18 protein-coding genes are annotated in these 19552 nt (G+C 66.1%); 14 read left to right on the forward strand and 4 right to left on the reverse strand.

The annotated features are described in order from the left end of the window. The first annotated feature begins 34 nt into the window (after positions 1-34). A complete protein-coding gene (locus tag KI609_RS00170; RefSeq protein ID WP_226445836.1) occupies positions 35-1507 on the forward strand; it encodes a PLP-dependent aminotransferase family protein in 1473 nt (490 codons plus the stop codon). A gap of 1 nt (position 1508) precedes the next feature. Here the strand turns inward: KI609_RS00170 and KI609_RS00175 are convergent, their stop codons facing one another. Next, the gene (locus KI609_RS00175) at positions 1509-2621 is read right to left on the reverse strand and encodes an MBL fold metallo-hydrolase (protein WP_226450596.1); all 1113 of its coding nucleotides are present in this window, start codon (positions 2619-2621) and stop codon (positions 1509-1511) included. Positions 2622-2772: 151 nt separating this feature from the next. On the opposite strand from KI609_RS00175, the gene KI609_RS00180 reads away from it, so the two are divergent. The 3 genes from KI609_RS00180 to KI609_RS00190 all read left to right on the forward strand — a co-directional run bounded on the left by KI609_RS00180 (position 2773) and on the right by KI609_RS00190 (position 6186). After that, positions 2773-3507 carry a TetR/AcrR family transcriptional regulator gene (locus KI609_RS00180; protein WP_226445837.1) on the forward strand — a complete coding sequence of 245 codons (735 nt, stop codon included), beginning with the start codon at positions 2773-2775 and terminating at the stop codon, positions 3505-3507. 87 nt (positions 3508-3594) lie between these two features. Then, the gene (locus KI609_RS00185; RefSeq protein WP_226445838.1) at positions 3595-4173 is read left to right on the forward strand and encodes a gamma carbonic anhydrase family protein; all 579 of its coding nucleotides are present in this window, start codon (positions 3595-3597) and stop codon (positions 4171-4173) included. 132 nt (positions 4174-4305) lie between these two features. After that, a complete protein-coding gene (locus KI609_RS00190; protein ID WP_413463450.1) occupies positions 4306-6186 on the forward strand; it encodes a B12-binding domain-containing radical SAM protein in 1881 nt (626 codons plus the stop codon). A gap of 101 nt (positions 6187-6287) precedes the next feature. On the opposite strand, the gene KI609_RS00195 is transcribed toward KI609_RS00190, so the two are convergent. Next, entirely contained in the window at positions 6288-6596 is a 309-nt protein-coding gene (locus KI609_RS00195; protein WP_226445840.1) for a hypothetical protein, read from the reverse strand. Between the two features lie 302 nt (positions 6597-6898). Then, positions 6899-7783, reverse strand: a complete 885-nt coding sequence (locus KI609_RS00200) for a Bro-N domain-containing protein (protein ID WP_226445841.1) — start codon at positions 7781-7783, stop codon at positions 6899-6901. Between the two features lie 133 nt (positions 7784-7916). On the opposite strand from KI609_RS00200, the gene dinG reads away from it, so the two are divergent. The 5 genes from dinG (at position 7917) to KI609_RS00225 (ending at position 13295) form a co-directional block, all read left to right on the forward strand. Beyond that, positions 7917-10079 carry an ATP-dependent DNA helicase DinG gene (gene dinG / locus KI609_RS00205; protein WP_226445842.1) on the forward strand — a complete coding sequence of 721 codons (2163 nt, stop codon included), beginning with the start codon at positions 7917-7919 and terminating at the stop codon, positions 10077-10079. Between the two features lie 139 nt (positions 10080-10218). After that, complete coding sequence (locus KI609_RS00210; protein ID WP_226445843.1) at positions 10219-10578, forward strand: zinc ribbon domain-containing protein YjdM; 360 nt, start codon at positions 10219-10221, stop codon at positions 10576-10578. Between the two features lie 147 nt (positions 10579-10725). Beyond that, positions 10726-11229, forward strand: a complete 504-nt coding sequence (locus KI609_RS00215; RefSeq protein WP_226445844.1) for a pyridoxamine 5'-phosphate oxidase family protein — start codon at positions 10726-10728, stop codon at positions 11227-11229. A gap of 278 nt (positions 11230-11507) precedes the next feature. After that, positions 11508-11933 carry a CopG family transcriptional regulator gene (locus KI609_RS00220; protein ID WP_226445845.1) on the forward strand — a complete coding sequence of 142 codons (426 nt, stop codon included), beginning with the start codon at positions 11508-11510 and terminating at the stop codon, positions 11931-11933. Between the two features lie 78 nt (positions 11934-12011). After that, complete coding sequence (locus KI609_RS00225; RefSeq protein WP_226445846.1) at positions 12012-13295, forward strand: alpha/beta hydrolase family esterase; 1284 nt, start codon at positions 12012-12014, stop codon at positions 13293-13295. Positions 13296-13432: 137 nt separating this feature from the next. On the opposite strand, the gene KI609_RS00230 is transcribed toward KI609_RS00225, so the two are convergent. After that, complete coding sequence (locus KI609_RS00230) at positions 13433-13891, reverse strand: Lrp/AsnC family transcriptional regulator (RefSeq protein ID WP_319003148.1); 459 nt, start codon at positions 13889-13891, stop codon at positions 13433-13435. A 134-nt stretch (positions 13892-14025) separates the two neighbouring features. On the opposite strand from KI609_RS00230, the gene metC reads away from it, so the two are divergent. The 5 genes from metC to KI609_RS00255 all read left to right on the forward strand — a co-directional run bounded on the left by metC (position 14026) and on the right by KI609_RS00255 (position 19508). Next, positions 14026-15207: a cystathionine beta-lyase gene (gene metC, locus KI609_RS00235; protein WP_226445848.1), complete on the forward strand. Its 1182-nt coding sequence runs from the start codon at positions 14026-14028 to the stop codon at positions 15205-15207. 223 nt (positions 15208-15430) lie between these two features. Next, positions 15431-16390, forward strand: a complete 960-nt coding sequence (locus KI609_RS00240) for a Bug family tripartite tricarboxylate transporter substrate binding protein (protein ID WP_226450598.1) — start codon at positions 15431-15433, stop codon at positions 16388-16390. Between the two features lie 35 nt (positions 16391-16425). Next, a complete protein-coding gene (locus KI609_RS00245) occupies positions 16426-17907 on the forward strand; it encodes an NAD(P)-binding domain-containing protein (RefSeq protein ID WP_226445849.1) in 1482 nt (493 codons plus the stop codon). A 60-nt stretch (positions 17908-17967) separates the two neighbouring features. Further along, a complete protein-coding gene (locus tag KI609_RS00250) occupies positions 17968-19143 on the forward strand; it encodes a CMD domain-containing protein (protein WP_226445850.1) in 1176 nt (391 codons plus the stop codon). Then, on the forward strand, positions 19140-19508 hold the full coding sequence (locus KI609_RS00255; protein WP_226445851.1) for a glycine cleavage system protein H: 369 nt from the start codon (positions 19140-19142) through the stop codon (positions 19506-19508). Before KI609_RS00250 ends, KI609_RS00255 begins: the two co-directional genes overlap by 4 nt. Positions 19509-19552 lie beyond the last annotated feature (44 nt).

Genomic DNA, 19552 nt, shown 5'->3' on the forward strand with positions numbered 1-19552 from the left:
TATGGCTGCATTGCCACAACGAAGGGGCCAATTCATGCCAGTTGCCGGAGCCAATCCCCAAACCACAGCCACCCGGGACGGGCGCCTGGGCCAGTTGCGCCAACGGGTGTACGAGCAGCTGCGCAGCGCCGTCGAGCAGGGCCGGCTGCCGGCGGGCACGCGCCTGCCGCCCTCGCGCGAGCACGCAGCCAGCCTGGGCGTGTCGCGCAACACCGTGCTGTGGGCCGTGCAGCGCCTGCAGGCCGAGGGCTATGTGGAAGCGCGCGTGGGTGATGGCACCTATGTCTCGCAGGCCGCAGGCGCGCCACCCACGCAAGGGCTGGTGGCACCGCCGCGTGGGCTGTCGCGGCGCGGGCAGCTGATTGCCGAGACGGCCGCGCGCTGGCGCCCGCCGCATGTGGCGGCACGCGCGTTCCGCATTGGCGCGCCCGAGGTGGATACGTTTCCGTTTGCCCTGTGGGACCGCCTCGCACGCCAGGCCCGCCCCGGCCAGCGCAGCGCCCGCGCGCAGTACCTGGACCCTGCGGGCGACCCCAACCTGCGCCAGGCCGTGGCGCAGTGGCTGTGGGCGTCGCGCGGCATCCGCTGCGATGCGGCGCAGGTGGTGGTGTGCTCGGGCTCACAGCAGGGCATCGACCTGATGGCACGCCTGCTGCTGGACGTGGGCGACGAGGTGCTGGTGGAAGACCCGGGCTACCCCGGCATTCGCGCCAGCCTGCTGGGCCACGGTGTGCTGGCGCGGCCTGTGGCGCTGGACGCGCAGGGCCTGCGCATCGACGAGGGTGCGGCCCAATGGCCCGGCGCGCGCATGGCCGTGGTCACGCCCACGCACCAGTTCCCCACCGGCGCATGCATGGGCCTGGCGCGCAGGCAGGCGCTGCTGCAATGGGCGCGCACGCACGACGCCTGGGTGGTGGAAGACGACTACGACGGCGAATTCCAGTACGGCAAAAACGACGGCAAGGCCCAGCGCGTGCCTGCGCTGTGCAGCCTGCCGGGCTCGGAGCGCGTTTTGTATGTAGGCACCTTCAGCAAGACGCTGCACCCCGGCCTGCGCCTGGGTTTTGTGGTGGTGCCGCCCGCGCTGGTCGAGGCCTTTGCCATGGCCCGCGCCATCACCGACCGGCACGCACCGGGTGATACGCAGGCGGTGCTGGCGCGCTTCATTGCCGAAGGCCACCTGCTGCGCCACCTGCGGCAGATGCGCGAGCTGTACCAGGCGCGCCAGCGGGTGCTGATCGATGCGCTGGCCGATGCCAGCGATGGCGCCTGGCAACTGCGACCCAGCGACCGGGGCATGCACCTGTTGCACGAAGCCGCGCTGGGCAGCGATGACGAGACCCTGAGCCGCCAGGCGCTCACGGCCGGGGTCATGCTGGCCCCACTGTCGCGCTACGCGATGCAGTCGCCGCGCAAGGGGTGGCTGCTGGGCTATGCAGGGTATGCCGAGGCGGAGATCCGCGCTGCGGCGCGGGTGGTGGGCGGGCTCGCGCGCAAGTTGCGATGAATCAATAGGCCTCAGGCTGCGGGGCCAGGGCAGCGCTGCGGTCTGCCAACGTCGAGGCCGCAGCCTGTGGCTCCACCTTGCGCCACCAGTGCGTGGACAGCGCAGGCGCGCGGACGTCCAGCCGCTCACCCATGATGGGCGCCACCAGCGGCACCTGCGCGGCAGCGGCCAGTGCGGTGATGCGCTCGAAGGGCTCCACCCACGGGTGCAACGACAGGTCGAACGTGCCGTTGTGGATGGGGAACAGATGGCGGCCTTTCACGTCGAGATGGGCCTGCAGGCTCTCCTCGGGGTGCATGTGGATGTCGGGCCAGTCGGCGTTGTAGGCGCCGGTTTCGATCAGCGTCAGATCAAACGGACCGAACCGCTCGCCAATGGCCTTGAAGCCGTCGAAGTAGCCCGTGTCGCCGCTGAAGAAGATGCGGATCGGGTCGGCGCCTTGACCCGCGATCAGCACCCACGATGCCCAGAGCGTGCTGTTGCCGTCCTGCAGGCCCCGACCCGAGAAATGCTGCGCGGGCGTGGCTACCAGCTGCAGCCCTGCGACGGTGGTGCCCTGCCACCAATCGAACTGCTGCACCTTGGCCGCCGGCACGCCCCAGCCGATGAGGCGGTCGCCCACGCCCAGCGGCGTAATGAAGTGCGCCACCTTGGGCGCCAGCTTCTGGATGGCCGCGTAGTCCAGGTGGTCGTAATGGTCGTGCGACAGGATCACGCCGGTGATGGGCGGCAGCTCTTCAATGGTGATGGGCGGCGCGTGGAAACGCTTGGGACCCATGAACTGGAACGGCGAAGCGCGCTCGGAAAACACCGGATCGGTCAGCCAGAACTGGCCGTTGATCTTGAACAGCAGGGTGGAGTGCCCCAGGCGCCACAGGCTCAGGTCGGGCGCGGCCAGCAGGTCCGAGCGCATCACGGCGTACACCGGCACAGGTTGGCGCGGCACCGAGTCATCGGGCTTGCCGGTGGCAAAGCGCCACATCACCTGCAGCATCTTGAGGGCACCGAGCGCGTGGCGGGGCGCCGCGTTGCGAAACTTGCCCCCCGCGAATTGCGGCGACTGTTCATAAGTGGCCACCGGCTGGGCGGCGCGCGAGAAGAGGCTGTAGGCCATGGCGATCAGTACAACGATGGCGACACAAAGTGCCGGGAGCAGGCGGCGGCGAAGGACAGCGGGGAGGGGGCCGGATCTGCGAGACATTTATTACACTGCACAGTGTAGTTCACTTTTATAAAAAGTACACTGCCGGGTGTAAAATCACCCGATGACCGCCGCCCCGCCCACCCCCCGCCTGACCGACCGCAAGCGCGAGGCCATCGTGCTGGCCGCCATCGGCGAGTTCCGCGAACACGGCTTCAACGGCACCAGCATGGACCGCGTGGCCGCAGCGGCCGATGTGTCAAAACGCACGGTGTACAACCACTTTCCGAGCAAGGAAGAGCTGTTCGAAGCCATCCTGCTGCTGATGTGGGAGCGCAGCCAGTCGCCCGACGAGTTGGCCTACACCGCCGCCCGCCCGCTGCGCAAACAACTGATGGAGCTGCTCGCGCAAAAGATGCGCCTGCTCAACGACGCGAGCTTCGTCGACCTGAGCCGCGTGGCCATGGCCGACATGATGCACACCCCCGAGCGCGCGCGCGCCATCACGGCCAAGCTCTCGGCCAAGGAAGAAGGCCTGCCGCGCTGGCTGCGCGCCGCCCAGCAGGACGGCCGCCTGCGCAGCACCATGGATGTGCCCTATGCCGCGCAACAACTGCAGGGCATGGTCAAGGCCTTCGCGTTCTGGCCCCAGCTGGCCATGGGCCAGCCGCCCTTGACCACCGCGCAGCAAACCCAAGTGGTGGGGGATGCGGTGGACATGTTCCTGGGGTTCTATGCCGCGCCCTCCCAAGAGGCCAAGGCGCCCGCAAATGCCAAGAGGCGAAGCACGGGCCAAGCGGTGGTAGGCCCGGCCGCCGCACCGGCAAAACCCGCCCCTCGCCGCGCCCCAGCGCGCTGATCAATGCAACCACCCTGGCCAGCAAGCCAGCGTGAGGAGCGATTTGCACTACGCTCGCCCGTTGTTTACACGCAGCCTGAAACCAAGATGCCCATCGCTCCCTATCTCGACACCGCCCCGGTTCTGGACACCGGCGTTTTCATCCACGACTCTGCCCAGGTCATCGGCGACGTCACGCTGGGCCGCGACAGCTCGGTGTGGTGCAACGCCGTGCTGCGTGGCGATGTGAACCGCATCACCGTGGGCGTGTGCAGCAATGTGCAGGACCTGACCATGGGCCATGTCTCGCACCGCAACGCCAGCAAGCCCGAAGGCTCGCCCCTGGTCATTGGCGACTACGTCACGGTGGGCCACTCGGTCATCCTGCACGGCTGCCGCATCGGCAACGAGTGCCTGATCGGCATGGGCTCCATCGTGATGGACGACGCCATCATCGAAGACCGCGTGATGCTGGGCGCGGGCAGCCTGGTCTCGCCCGGCAAGGTGCTGGAGAACGGTTACCTCTACATCGGCCGCCCCGCAGTGCGCCAACGCGCGCTGACCGAGGCCGAGATCGCGTACCTGAAGTACTCGGCCGAGCACTATGTGCGGGTGAAGAACAACTACCTGGCAGGCACCCCCGATGCACCGCTGCCAGCGACTGAACCGCCAGCGAGCAAGGGATAAGGCTGCGCCGGGATAATCGGCGACTTCCACGCTCACCTGCGGCGGCACCGCATCGCCCTATTGCTTTTCCCCACCATGTCCGCCGTCGCCCCTCCCGCCCCACCGCTGCGCGTGCTCTCCGTCATCCCCCCGATGACGCAGCTCAACACGCCGTACCCGTCCACCGCCTACCTCACGGGCTTTCTGCGCTCGCGCGGCGTCACCGCGTTTCAGGAAGACCTGGCACTGGCGCTGGTGCTGCAACTGCTCTCGCCCGAAGGGCTGCGTGCCGTGGCGGCCAAGGTGGATGCGCTGCCCACCAAAAAGCAGAGCCCCGCCGTGCAGAGCTTTGCGGCGCAGAAGGACAGGTACCTCGCCACCATCGGCCCTGCCATCGCCTTTTTGCAGGGGCGCGACAGCACGCTGGCGCACCGCATCGCAGGCCGCAACTACCTGCCCGAAGGCCCACGCTTCGCCACGCTGGATGTGTATGTGGACGACGAAGGCGGCGACCCGCTGGGCTGGGCCTTTGGTGCCCTGGGCCTGCACGATAAGGCCAAGCACCTGGCCACGCTGTACCTGAACGACCTGGCCGATGTGCTGCGCGAAGCGGTGGATGAGCGCTTTGCGTTTGTGCGTTATGCCGAATCGCTGGCGGGCAGCCAACCCACGTTTGACCCGCTGGCCAATGCACTCGCCGCCCCACCCACGCTGGTGGACGAGATGCTGCAGCAGCTCACGCACGAGGCGTTGGAGCGCCATGCGCCCGATGTGGTGCTGCTCTCTGTGCCGTTCCCGGGTTCGGTGTATGCGGCGTTTCGCATTGCGCAGGCCATCAAGGCACGGCACCCGCACATCACCACCGTGCTGGGCGGCGGCTTTGTGAACACCGAGCTGCGCGAGCTGGCCGACCCGCGCGTGTTCGACCACTTTGACTACGTGACGCTGGACGCGGGCGAGCGCCCGTTGCTGGCGCTGCTGGAGCATGTGCGCGGCGAGCGCGGCCGCCAGCGCCTCGTGCGCACTTTTGTGCGCAACGATGGAGAAGGCGGCGACGGCGCGGTGCAGTACATCAACATGATGGAGGCCGACGTTGCCTTTGCCGAGGTGGGCACGCCCACCTGGGACGGCTTGCCGCTGGACCGCTACCTGTCGCTCTTGGACATGCTCAACCCCATGCACCGCCTGTGGAGCGATGGGCGCTGGAACAAGCTGACGGTGGCCCACGGCTGCTACTGGAAGAAGTGCAGCTTCTGCGACGTGAGCCTGGACTACATCAGCCGCTACGAGGGCGCCAGCGCCGCCGTGCTGGCCGACCGCATCGAAGAGATCGTGCGCGAGACCGGGCAAACGGGCTTTCACTTCGTCGACGAGGCCGCGCCGCCCAAGGCGCTCAAGACCCTGGCCACCGAGCTGATCGCGCGCAACGCGGGCATCAGCTGGTGGGGCAATGTACGGTTTGAAAAAACCTTCACCCCCGAGTTGGCCGAGCTGATGGCCGACAGCGGCTGTATTGCGATCTCAGGCGGGCTGGAGGTTGCATCGGACCGGCTGCTACAGCTTATGAAAAAAGGCGTGTCGGTAGACCAGGTGGCGCGCGTGACGCGGGCCTTCACCGACGCGGGCATCCTGGTGCATGCCTACCTGATGTACGGCTTTCCGACGCAGACCGTGCAAGACACGGTGGATGCGCTCGAATATGTGCGCCAGTTGTTCGCCAACGGCTGCATCCAGAGCGGGTTCTTTCACCGCTTTGCCTGCACCGTGCACTCGCCCGTCGGCCAGAACCCCGAGGAGTACGGTGTGACCCTGGCGCCCCTGCCCCCGGGCGACTTCGCCAAGAACGACGTGGCCTTCATCGACCCCACGGGCGTCGACCACGACGCGCTGGGCGGCGCGCTCAAGAAAGCCATCTACAACTACATGCACGGCATTGGGCTCGAAGAAGACGTGCGCAGCTGGTTCCCGTTCAAGGTGCCCAAGACGACGGTGCGGCGCGACCGGATCGAGCGGGCGCTGCGCGAGCGGGGATGAGGGGCGCCGCGCAACGCAGGTAGTCCCCTCAAGAAAAAATGGCTGCTTGCGCTTATTCCATAAGCGTCAGCAGCTATCAATGAAGAAATAACGACAAACCGTCAGCTCTTTTGTTTCTGATAGGCCTTGTCGGCGGGCGGCCCCCGGTCGGTGTCCTGCAGTCCACGCTGCACATCACGGTAAGCCTGCTCGATTTGAACGTCCGGCTTCCCATGGGTCATGTCCACCGATTCATCGCGCTCGTGGGGGAGCTTGGGCTTTTCTTGCGCCTTTTCTTGCGCATTAGGCGGTGCACCAGGCTCCCTCAGCAGCCCCTGCGTTTTTGGCCCCGGGGCCTGGCGTTTGGTGGTGTCTACCGAGGGTTCTGGCCCGGTGGGGGCGGGTGCAGGGGGGTTGGGGGTGCGGGGCATGGGGTCTCCTTGGGACGAGCGACATTTGTTGCCGCAACAGCTCCATCGTAAAAACGCGGACATCGTGGCCCGTGTAGGTCTATGCGCCATGTGGGCGCAGGGCTGTTGGCAGTCTCCACCCCAGGCTGGTCGGCCCGGGTGCACTGCCTGGCCGCGCAGGGTGTGCAGGTTGCCGCTCCAGATGGATCAACCCACACTGGCGTGGGCAGTATTGCCAGTGCTGCAGGGCAGACAGGGGAACGGGTTCAATGGCAGCCGTCAACCACGGGCGGCTCCTGAGGTGAGTAAGGTTGCGCTATGCCCTACGCCTTCTTGGACGGCGCTTTGGTGACTTTGGCCGGTTTCACTGCCTTTGCCACCTTGGTCACTTTAGGCACAGCGGGGGGCAGGTAGTTGGACCCTGTCACCACCGATTTGCCGGTTTGGCTCTCCAGCTGGTTGCGGGCCTGGCGCGCGATGCGCCCGCCGGTCTTGGCAGCAGTCTTGTTCTCGGCCATTCCCGAGGCTTCCACGCTCTCGGCAATTTGCCGGGTTGATAGCTCGGCAAGGGCGGTAAAGATCAGCTCGGCCTCGCTCATGTGGTCGCGCAGGTTGTGGCTGGCCAGGCCCTTTAACTCCTTGTGCTGCGCCACGCTCAAACCCGCCCATTCCTGGTGAATGATGTTGGTGAGGATGGCGAACTCGCTGCCCGCCTTGATGTCATGCTCGCTCCAGTAGTCGGTGAGCTTGTTGCGGGTTTCCTGCCCCGTCATGCGCTGCTGAATCCACTTGTCGCTGCGGCCGTGCTGCTGCCAGGTCTGGCGGGCACGGTCCAGCGACAGGGCAGGGTCAGCCATCTCCTGCATGCGCTCGTAACCCACCTTGGCCAGCCAGAGCTTGATGGGTTCTGCCTTGGGGCTGGGGATGGATTGCACAATGCGCAGCAAAGTTTCTGCGGTTGCGCAATCGGTCTCACGCTTTTTGCCGTCTGGTGCAATCAATTTCAACGGTACGATTTTCTCGTACGGTTGCTCAGAACCAGCTTCTTGCATGAGCTTGCGTTTGAGGTCAGACCAGTAACGCCTAGCGTTGTTGCTATCCGTCAGCACTTGCACCACGTCAATCACCGAAAACCACCAGGTTTCCGTGCTGTCGTCGTACACACGGCGGATGGACTGACTATCGAATTCTGCGGGCAAGGTTTTCATGGGTGCTCCAGCATCGCTTTCGGGATATTACTGTATAAATCACCAGCCTCTAGATTCATCTCGATCCACCGAATGCTACATAATAGATAGCTTATAGCGCTTATCTATCAAGCGCTACAGCCACTTTTTATCCATGTCCTCCCCAGAATGGGCCGCCCAGGCCCTGCAGTCGTTTGATGCGGTGGTGTCAGCCACGCCGGGTTTCCGCAGCCGCCCCGGCCAGCGGCTGATGGCCGAGCAGGTGGCGCGCACCTTCAGCAGCGCCACGCTGGGCAAGGTGGATGAAGAAAGTGGCGAGGCCGCGCCCACGCGGTCCATCGCCGTCATCCAGGCGGGCACGGGTGTGGGCAAGTCGCTGGCGTACTGCGCGCCGGCCATTGCGCTGGCGCTGTCGCGCGGCACGCGGGTGCTGATCTCTACCGCCACGGTGGCGCTGCAAGAGCAGCTGGTCAACAAAGACCTGCCCGCGCTGGCCGCGCTGATGCCCCAGCCCTTCAAGTTTGCGCTGGCCAAGGGGCGCGGGCGCTATGTGTGCAAGCTCAAGCTCGACCGCCTGGCGGGCACGGGCGAGGCCGAGGAAGAGGGCGAAGACGACCTGTTTGCAGAAGAGGAAGCCGCCGCCCGCGCCAAGCGCCCCCGGCACGAGACCGAGGCGCGCATGCAGTTCTATTCAACGATGGCGCAGACGCTATCGAAAGGCGCGTGGGATGGCGACCGCGACAGCCTGGACACGCCGCCCGAGCCCGAGGTGTGGAGCCCCGTGGCGGCCGAGGGCGCATCGTGCACCGGCAAGCACTGTCCGGCCTTCAGCCAATGCACTTATTACGACAAGCGCAAGGAGCTGGTGGGCGCGCAGGTGATTGTGGCCAACCACGATTTGCTGCTGTCATCGCTGGGCGCCCGTGTGTTGCCCGAGCTGGACAACTGCCTCCTGGTGCTGGACGAAGCCCACCACCTGCCTGCCACCGCGCTCGACCAGTTTGCGTGCAGCATGGACCTGTCGCGCATCACCTGGATCGAGCGCCTGTCCAGCCGGGGCCTGCGCATTGGCGCGCTGCTGGAGGTGGAGGAGATTGCCGACATCCCCAAACACTCCGCCCAACTGCGGCAGACGCTGCAGGACTTGGCGCGCATCGTGATGGAGGTGTATGGCGCGCAGCTCAAAAGCCAGCCCAGCGCCTGGGGCCCGGCGCGTGTGCGTGTGCCACGGGGTGAGTTGCCTGAACAGCTCATTGCCCCACTCGGGCTGCTGGCCGCGAGTGCCGAGGGCTTTCTCGACGCCCTGCGCGCCATCAGCAAAGCCCTGCGCGCCGAGATGCGCGACAAGCCCGACGAGGCCAAGCGCCTGTCCACGCTGTACGCGCAGATCGGCATGCTGGCCCCGCGCCTGGAAGAGCTGCACGCCACCGCACAACTGCTGCTGCAGGATGCACCCGAGGGCGCGGTGCCCGCCGCCAAATGGTTCACGCTGGAGGTGGATGGCGACTTCATTGTGGTCAAGGCCCACGCCAGCCCCATCCTGCCCGGCACCACGCTGCGCAACCACTTGTGGAGTGCGGTGCGCGGCGCGGTGCTGACATCGGCCACGCTCACCAGCTGCGGGCACTTCGACTTCTTCTTGCGAGAGGCAGGCCTGCATGGCGATGAAGCCACCACCACGCTGGAGGTGCCCAGCCCCTTCAACTACGCTGCACAAGGCACGCTGATTGCCGCCGAGACGCGCGCCGACCCCAAGAACGCCGCGCAATTCACGGCCGAGATGGTCGAGGCGCTGCTGCACGACATTGCCCGCGTGGAGTACGGCGCGCTGGTGCTGTTCACCTCGCGCGAGCAGATGCGCCAGGCCGTGGACGCGCTGCCCACCGCCATGCGCAGCGTGGTGCTGGTGCAAAACGCACTGCCGCGCACACAGCTGCTGCGCCGCCACCGTGAGCGGGTGGAAAACGGCGAGCCCTCCGTCATCTTCGGCATGCAGTCGTTTGGCGAGGGGCTGGATTTGCCGGGGCGGCTGTGCGAATCGGTCTTCATCACCAAGCTACCCTTTGCCCCGCCTGACGACCCGGTGGGCGAGGCCCGCGCCGAGTGGCTGCGCGCCGTGGGCCGCGACCCCTTCAGCGAGCTGGTGGTGCCTGCCACCGCCATCCGGCTGGCGCAATGGGTGGGCCGCGCGATTCGCACCGAAGAAGACATGGCGCATGTGTACTGCTACGACAAGCGCCTGACGCGCACCAGCTACGGCCAGCGGCTGCTCAAAGGGCTGCCGCCGTTTGCACTGGAGCAACGCGCGCCGCTATGACATGGCGACACTTCACACGTTCATTTTCAACCCCGCAGAGTCGGCATAGCCATTGAACCCATTCGGGCTAAGCCTGTCGAAGCGCCGGTTCGTGTTCAAAAATACCCACTCAACAACAACCTACAGAGAGGACCTCACCATGCCCCATACCGTCCCTGCCTGCCCCCAATGCGGCTTGGAGAACACCTACCCCGATGGCGCCAACTACGTGTGCCCCGACTGCGCGTTTGAATGGCCGCAGGCGGCCGATGCAGCCGACACCGATGCCGCAGAAGCCGGCGACGGCATCGTGCGTGATGCGAATGGCAACCCCCTGGCCGACGGCGACGCCGTGATCCTGGTGAAAGACCTCAAGGTCAAGGGCTCGTCGTCCACGCTCAAGAAGGGCACCAAGATCAAAAGCATCCGCCTGGTCGATGGCGCCGACGGCCACAACGTGGACTGCAAGACGGACCTGGGCAGCATGCTGCTGAAGTCGGAGTTCTTGAAAAAGGCCTGACAGGGGAGGGCGGCGCCCCCATGTCAGACAACGGCCCACAGGCATCGGCGCTCCCCGCCGACGCTCAGGCCTTGCGGTGGTGTCTAGAGTCAATCGGTTGCAGTGTTCGCACTGACCGATTGATTCCCACCACCTGCTGGAGGCCCCATGCACCCCAACTCCCCCGCCCACGACACCTTGTGGAAGCTCATCAAGGACATTCGTTTCGGGATGCTCACGCACCGCACCGCCACAGGCATATTGCACGCGCACCCGCTGACCACCCAGAACAAAAATCTGGACACCAAGGCCGAGCTCTATTTCTTCATCTCGCAAAAAGGCGAGCTGTATGAACGGCTGCTGACCGATGGGGAAGTGAATGTGTCGTACGCCGACCCCGATGAGGACAGCTATGTCTCGTTGTCAGGCCAGGCCCGGTTTGTGGATGACCCGGCTCAAAAAGAAGCGCTGTGGACGCCCATGGCTGAGGCCTGGTTTCCCGGTGGGGTGAGCGACCCGGACCTGGCATTGCTGGCCGTGCGTATTCGGCACGCCGAATATTGGGATGTGGACGAAAGCAAGATGGTGCAGCTCTACAAAATGGCCAAAGCCGCCATCACGGGTGAGCAGCCGCGCGACCTGGGCGAACACAAAGAGCTGACCTTGAATTAAGCGGCTGGGGCGGGCTCAGCCTGCCCCAAGGTGGGGCGTCGGCTGGGCTTTGCTAACGCCACGGGCGCAACAAAGAGTGGTTCATCGAAGATGTATGAGCCAAATGGCCTCTAGCGCTTATGGTAAAAGCGCAAACAGCTACATATTTAATAGCATTTTCTCCCGCCACAGGAGCCTACGGGCTCCTTTTCTTTGGCCACTGGTCTTGAAAACCTGCCAAGCAGCATCCAATTGCCATCCATGCGCCATCCATATGGATGTCTTATGGAGTTTTATTGATGAGCAATATCGTTCCCATCACCCCGCCGCGCGGCAAGGTGCCCGAGTCCGAGAAGGTCACCATCAACCTCGGTTTTGTGGACCTGGGCCACATTGACCTGCTGGTGTCCGAAGGCTTTTACGCCAACCGCACCGACTTCATCCGCACCGCCATCCGCAACCAGCTGACGGCCCAGAACGACGCCGTGCGCCAGGTGGTGGCCCGCAAGATGCTTGTGCTGGGGCTGCAGCGTTTTGGCCGGGCCGAGCTGGAGGCCGTGCAGGCGGCTGGCCAGGCACTGGAGATCCGCGTGCTGGGCCTGGCCAGCATCGACGACGACGTGCCGCCCGCACTGGCGCAGGCCACGATCGCCTCGGTGACGGTACTGGGCGCATTCCATGCCAGCGCAGCGGTCAAAGCCGCACTGGCCGGGCGCATGGGCTGAGCCCCTGCGCCGAGACAACGCACGGACACGGACCGCAGCGCGCCGCCTAGCGCGCGCACCCACCACGAAGGAGTCCCCATGGACTGGAATACCGACCTCAAGCGCCTGATGGGTGAAGCCACCCACCTGGTGCGCAGCGGCCAACTGGCCGATGCCACGCGCGCCATACAGCAGGCGCTGGGCGGGGCCGCGGCGCGCCACGGCGGCCCCCCGACACCCGCCCGCGCGGACGTCACACCCCCGTCTCACACACCCCAGCCACACATGGCAGAGGCCCCTCTCTGGCGAAGAGCCGGCACGCCGCAAGAGGTGGCGGACGCCGTGGTCATCGACCGCAGCAGCCGTGCGCCCCAGGCGGAGGACGAAGCCCGGGCCTACGCCGCACCCCGCCCCGCTGCCAACCACAACCCACTGGCCGAACCGCCCGGCAGCTTCACGCGGGTGGCGTTCACCCACACCGCCACGCGGCACCAGACGCACCACTACCACCTGTATGTGCCCCCGGGTGCCACGGCAGGTAGCCCCATGCCCCTGGTGCTGATGCTGCACGGCTGCACCCAAGACCCCGTGGACTTTGCCACCGGCACCGGCATGAACGCGGCGGCCACGCCTGCCAACGCGCTGGTGCTGTACCCCGAGCAGCCCCACAGCGCCAACCCCAACGGCTGCTGGAACTGGTTTCGCCCTGGCGACCAACACCGTGGCAGCGGCGAGCCCGCACTGCTGGTCGCCATGCTGCACGACGTGGTGGCACGCCACTCGGTGGATGCACAACGCGTGTACGTGGCCGGCCTGTCGGCCGGTGGCGCCATGGCCGCACTGCTGGGCCGCGAATACCCCGACCTGTTTGCCGCCGTGGGCGTGCACTCGGGCTTGCAGGCGGGTGCAGCGCACAACGTGATGGGCGCGCTGTCGGCCATGAAAAACGGGGCCAAGCCCAGCGCCGCAGAACATCACACAGCCCACCGCCCAGCCAACGTGCCAGCCCTGCCCCCACCACCGATCATCGTGTTCCATGGCGATGCCGACACCACCGTGCATGCGCACAATGGAGAGCAACTGATCGAGGCCACACTGGCCGCCCTGGCCGCTGCTGCAGGCGGCGCGCGTGAGACGGTAGAGGCCGTGCACACCGGCCAGTCCCCTGGCGGCAAAGGCTACACATGCACCGTGTATTCGACGGCCGCTGGCGCGTCGCCCGCCAACGCGCCACACGAACAGGTGGTGGCAGAACATTGGGTGCTGCACGGTGCGGGCCACGCCTGGGCCGGCGGGCATGCGGACGGCAGCCATACCGACCCAGGCGGTGTGGGCGCCACGCACGCCATGCTGCAGTTTTTTCTGGCGCAACGCCGCAGTTGACACACGGGGCAGGACCAACACCCACTTCAACGCCCCCGGCAAACCGGACCCTCGGCGGATCAACCCGCTCCAGCTGACGCGCCCATGAGACCGTGCGGTGCGCCCAAACACCGCACAGTCGCTTCCCGGTGCCTCGCTTACGCGTACTCCAACGGCAAGGCAGTGGTGTACTTGATTTGCTCCATGGCAAAGCTGGAGCTCACGTCCGACAGCTCGATCTCGCGAATCAACCGCTGGTACACCGCGTCGTAGCCCTTGATGTCGGGGACCACCACGCGCAACAGGTAATCCACGTCACCGCTCATGCGATAGAACTCGACGATCTGCGGGATCGCCGTAACCACCGCAGTGAAGCGCCGGACCCATTGCTCGTTGTGCTGGCTGGTACGGATGGACACGAACACCGTCACCCCCACGTTGAGCTTGGCGGGGTCCAGCAGGGCCACGCGCTGGCGGATATAGCCCTCGCGCTCCAGCCGTTGAATGCGCCGCCAACAGGGCGTGGCCGAGAGGTTGACATGTTCGCTCACCTCTTGCAACGACGCGCTGGCATTGGCCTGCAGCAACGCCAGGATGGCTTTATCGATCTTGTCGATGGAAGCGGTGGATTCCATGCATCACCTTTGAAAGGGAAAAGTTTTCTAAAACTTTAACAAAACATAGCCTATTTTGGTAATTATTGCGCATGCCACGTGCCTAGACTGCAGTGCATATGACAGCAGAAACCGCCATGGCACTCCCCCACACTTTCGACTGCGACACCCATCTGGTCCACGCGGGCCGCGACCCTTCCAGCCATGCCGGCATGGTCAACACCCCCGCGTTTCGGGGCTCCACCATCATCTCGAAGTCGCTCAACGAATGGGAGTCACGCAAGCTGCCGGGCAACCCCTACGCCTCGTACGGCCGCTTTGGCACCCCCACCACGCGTGCGCTGGAAACCGCAGTCGCCGCCCTGGAAGGTGGGCACAACGCGCTGGTGTTCCCCTCGGGGCTGGCCGCCATCACCCACAGCTTGCTGGCACTGCTGCGCGCAGGCGACCACGCACTGTTCCCCGACAGCATCTACGGGCCCACGCGCAGTTTTGCGCTGGGCGTTCTGCAGCGCATGGGCGTACAGGTGGAGTTCTACGACCCATGCGCCGGGGCGGGCATTGCCACGCAACTGCAGCCCCACACCCGGGTGGTGTTCGTCGAGTCCCCGGGATCGGCCACTTTTGAGGTGCAGGACGTTCCCGCCATTGCGCTGGCAGCCCACCGCGTGGGCGCCTTCGTTGTCATGGACAACACCTGGGCCAGCCCCTTGTTCTTCAAACCGTTTGAGCACGGGGTGGACCTGTCCATCCAGGCTGCCACCAAGTACATCGTGGGCCACTCCGACGCACTGCTGGGCGTGGCCACCGCCAACGAGCGTACGTGGCGACTGCTGCAACAGGCCACCCATGACTTCGGCCAGACGGCGGGGCCCGACGACATTTACCTGGCCCTGCGGGGCCTGCGCAGCCTGTCTGTGCGGCTGCACCGGCACTGGGAGAACGGTGTGCTGTTGGCAGAGAGCATGGCGCGCCACCCCATGGTGGAGCGCGTGCTGCACCCCGCACTGCCCGGTGACCCGGGGCATGCGCTGTGGCGGCGCGACTTTCGGGGTGCCAGCGGGCTCTTTGCCGTGGCGCTTCGCCCCGTGCCCCGCGCCGCGCTGGAGGCGTTTTTCGACCATTTGGAGCTCTTTGGCATTGGCCTGTCCTGGGGGGGCTATGAGAGCCTGTGCCTGCCCATGGACACGCCGACGCGCACGGTGCGCCCGTGGACACACACGGGGCCGTTGCTGCGCATCCACGCCGGGCTGGAGTCCTGCAACGACTTGGTGCATGACATGCAAGCTGCGCTCAACCGGCTGCAGCACGTGGCGTGAAGCCCCGCGCCAATTCCTGCCATGGCGCAGCCCTTCATTTCTTGCTCTCGCAAAATTATTCTTTCGAATGAGCTAATAGGAAAAGAATTGCTAAATTTCATGGGTTTTGCACCAACATTGCACTCTTTGGCACAGCGTTTGCGTTGATGGCTCGCATTTAACCCACTGAAGGATTTTCATGTTGCACCCCTCCAAGACACGCCCCCTGATCGCATCTTTGTGGATGGCCGCAGGACTGGCGCTCAGCACCACGGCGGCGCAAGCCGAGGGCGATTGGCCTGCGAAGCCCATCACCCTCATCATGACCTTCCCGGCCGGTTCGGGGGTGGACGTGGTGGGCCGCTCCATCCAGGAGCCCCTGGGCAAGCTGCTGGGCCAGCCGGTCATCATCGACTACAAGACGGGCGCCGCAGGCAACATTGCCAGCGAGTTCGTGGCACGCGCCAAGCCCGACGGCTACACCTTGGTCTTTGGCACCGCAGCCACCCACGGCAGCAACGCAGCGCTGTACAAGAAATTGCCGTTTGACGTGGAAAACGATTTTGTGCCCGTGGCCCCGGTGCTGGATGTGTCGAACGTGCTGATGGTCAACCCTGACGTGGTGCAGGCCAAGACCCTCAAGGAATTCGTCGAGCTCATCAAGGCCAACCCCGGAAAATACAACTACGCCTCCACCGGCAACGGCACGGGCACGCACATGGCGTTTGCCGAGTTCAACGCACGCCTGGGCCTGAACATGGTGCATGTGCCCTACAAGGGCGGGCCCGAGGCGCTGACCTCGGTGGTGCGCGGCGAAACCTGCTGCATCATGAACCAGGTGCAAACCGCGCTGCCCCAGTACAAGGCGGGCAAGGTGCGCCTGCTGGGCGTGACCACCGCCAAGCCCGTGGCCGCCGTTTCTGAAGTGCCCACCATCGCCTCCAGTGGCGTGGCCGGTACACAAGGCTTTGACAGCTCGATCTGGTTTGGGGTGTTCGCCCCCCATGGCACAGACGCAGCCATTGTGGCCAAGCTCAACAGCGCCATCGCCACCGTGGTGCAACAGCCCGAAGTGCGCGCCAAGTTCGAGGCCATGGGCAACAGCATCCGGGTGGAATCGCCCGCGCAGTTCAAGAAGACCGTGCACGACAACCGCGTCAAGTGGGCCGAGGTCGTGAAGGCTGCGGGCATCGAGCTGAACTGACCTTCCTTTTTTTCTATCCCCCTCTGCCAAGCACCATGTCCACTGCCGCACAAGCCCCCGTCACCTGTCCACACGCCATCGGCCTGCCCGCGCTGGAGCAGCGCCTGGCGCAAGACATGCTCTTCCTGGGCCTGCCGCCCCGCGCCTGGATGCGGCCCCGCCTTTGCAATGGGGACAAGGTGCTGGACGTGGCCATCATCGGTGGCGGGCAAGCGGGCCTGGCGGCGGCCGTGGGCCTGGCGCACCAAGGCATCGAGGCCGTGGTGCTGGACCGCGCCCCGAAGGACCTGGAAGGCCCGTGGGCCACCACCGCGCGCATGGAGACCCTGCGCTCGCCCAAGGAACTGGTCGGCCCGGCGATGGGGCAACCGGCCCTCACGTTCCGCGCCTGGTTCGTCGCGCAGTTCGGCATGCCCGCATGGGACGCCCTGGACAAGATACCGCGCCTGCAGTGGATGGACTACCTGCGCTGGTTCCGCCGCGTGAACCAGGTGGACGTGCGCAACGGCACCACGGTCACCCGCATCGAGCCCCGCGCCGACGGCCTGGTGCAGCTGCAACTGAGCACCGAGAGCGGGCCCGGCACACTGCTGGCGCGCCGTGTGGTGGTAGCCACCGGGCGCGACGGTCTGGGGGGTCCTGCGATTCCCGGCTTCATGCAGGAATTGCCGCGCCACCTGTGGGCACACTCGTCCGACCCCAACGACTACACCTTGCTGAAGGGCCAACGCGTGGGCGTGATCGGCGCAGGTTCGTCGGCCATGGACAGTGCCGCCACGGCGCTGGAGTCTGGCGCCGCCCGCGTTGATTTGCTGATCCGCCGCACCGACCTGCCGCGCATCAACAAGAGCAAGGGCTCCGGCGTCGCGGGCCTGACCCACGGCCACCACGACCTGCCCGACGCCGACAAATGGCGGCTGCGCCAGTACATCAACAGCGCCCAGGTGCCGCCGCCACGGGGCAGCACGCTGCGCGTGTCACGCCACACCAACGCGCACTTTCACCTGGGCTGCCCAGTGCAGTCCGTGCATGCCGAGGGCGATACCGTGGTGGTTCGCACGCCCAAGGGGCGGTTCACGTTCGACTTTCTGATCGTCTCCACCGGCTTCGTCATCGACTGGAGCCAGCGCCCCGAGTTCGCGGCCATTGCCCCCCACCTGCAGGTGTGGTCGCAGCGCTACCAGCCCCCGGCGGGCCAGGCCGACCAGGAGCTGGCCGATTCGCCCGTGCTGGGCCCCGCGTTCGAGTTCCAAGAGGCCACCCCGGGCGCCTGCCCCGGCCTGTCGCGGGTGCACTGCTTTTGTTATCCCGCCACCTTGTCGCACGGCGCGGTGGCAGGCGACATCCCCAACATCAGCGACGGCGCTCGCCGCCTGGCCCAGGGCATCGCCAGCCACTTCTATGGCGAGGATTTTGAGCAGCACTTTGCCACCCTGCAAGCCTATGAAGAGCCTGAACTGCAAGGCGACGAATGGGTGCCCGCCCCGCCCCTGGCAGTGACCGAGGCGGCTTGCTGAAGCCCCCTGCAGCCCTTTTTTCAGACGCCACACCCACCCCACAAAGGAAGACAAAGCTCCATGACCCTCCCGCCCACAGACTTCGACGTGATCGACCAGAGCGTGCCCCTGGCACCCGACGACGCAGTGCATGCCCTGCGCCGCCAGCGCCCCAAAATCGTCGATGCCACTCAGGGCAGCTACACCGCCATGTTCGCCCCCAGCGTGGCGGGGGTGACGGTGGCGGAGCGCCTGGCCGTTGCATTGCATGCCTGCCAGGTGAGCGGGTCTGCGCCCCTGGCGGCGCACTACCGCGAGCGGCTGCTGGCGGAAGGCGCCAGTGCTGCCACCCTGGCAGCAGCCGATGACACAACCGGCACCACCACCGCACCCGACGCCCGGCTCGCGGCGCTGCTGGACTTCACCCGCAAACTCACGCACAAGCCGATCGAAGGCGGCCAACAGGCCGTGCAGGCACTGCAGGCCGTGGGCCTGGCACCGTCGGCCATCGTTGCTGTGGGCCAGCTCATTGCGTTCCTGTCCTACCAAATCAGGCTGCACGCAGGCCTGCGGGCTCTGGTGGCCGCAGGCCCGGCGCCCGAGACCACGGCGGCGCCCCGTGCGCCCGCCCCCGTGGGCCAATCGCTGCCCAACCCGCTGCGCATCCACGGCTTCACCAACGAGGTGCTCGATTGGCGCCCCTGGGTGGAGCCCTTGCGCCTTGAAGACGCCACGCCCGAACAGCTGGCGGCACTGGAGGCCATGAACCCGACCGCCAAAGACCAGGCCTACTTCCGCCTGCTTGCGCACCAGCCCGAAATGCTGCTGCAGCGCTCCATCGCCTTCAACGCCATCATGTTTGCCCCGGGCGGCATGCCCCGCGCAGAGCGCGAGCTGGGCGCCACCGTGGAGTCGCGCCTGAACGGCTGCGTGTACTGCGCCTCGGTGCATGCGCAGCGCTTTGAGCAGCTGGCCAAACGCAACGATGTCATCGCCCAGCTCTTTGAAGACCCGGCCAGCGCAGGCACCACCGAGCGCGAACAATGCATCGTGCGCTTGTCCGCCGTGCTGGGCCTGGCACCGGCCGAGCTGGATGCGCACCATGTCCATGCCGCACGCGCCGTGGGCCTGACCGACGCCGAAACACTCGACCTGGTGCACGCCGTGGCTTTGTTCGCCTGGGCCAACCGCCTCATGCTCAACCTGGGCGAGCCCATTCATCTGGACGGCACACTCGCCGAGAAGGGACGCCTGTGATTCGCTACACCGCAGAGCACCTTTGGGTGCGACTGGAGGAGGGAGGGCAGAGCGCCATCGCGGGCATCACCCGCCATGCGCAAGACACCCTGGGCGACATCGTCCTGGTGGACGTGAACGCCCGAGGCGCCCAGCCCGAAAACACTGTCATCGGCACGGTCGAGTCGGTGAAAACCGCGTCGGACCTGCACATGCCGCTGAACGGAGACATCGTGGAGGTCAACGCGGCACTGCAAGACAACCCGGGGCTGGTGAACGAAGACCCCGAGGGCGCGGGCTGGATGCTGCGGATCGCCCACGTGGACCCGGCGCACTTTGCCGCACTGATGGACGAAGCGGCCTACCAGGCCCACACCGGCGCCTGACGCCGCACCGCTTTCGCGGCGGGGCCACTGCATGGGTGGCCCCG

Origin of the sequence: Acidovorax radicis (assembly GCF_020510705.1) — a bacterium.
Taxonomy (GTDB): domain Bacteria; phylum Pseudomonadota; class Gammaproteobacteria; order Burkholderiales; family Burkholderiaceae_C; genus Acidovorax; species Acidovorax radicis_A.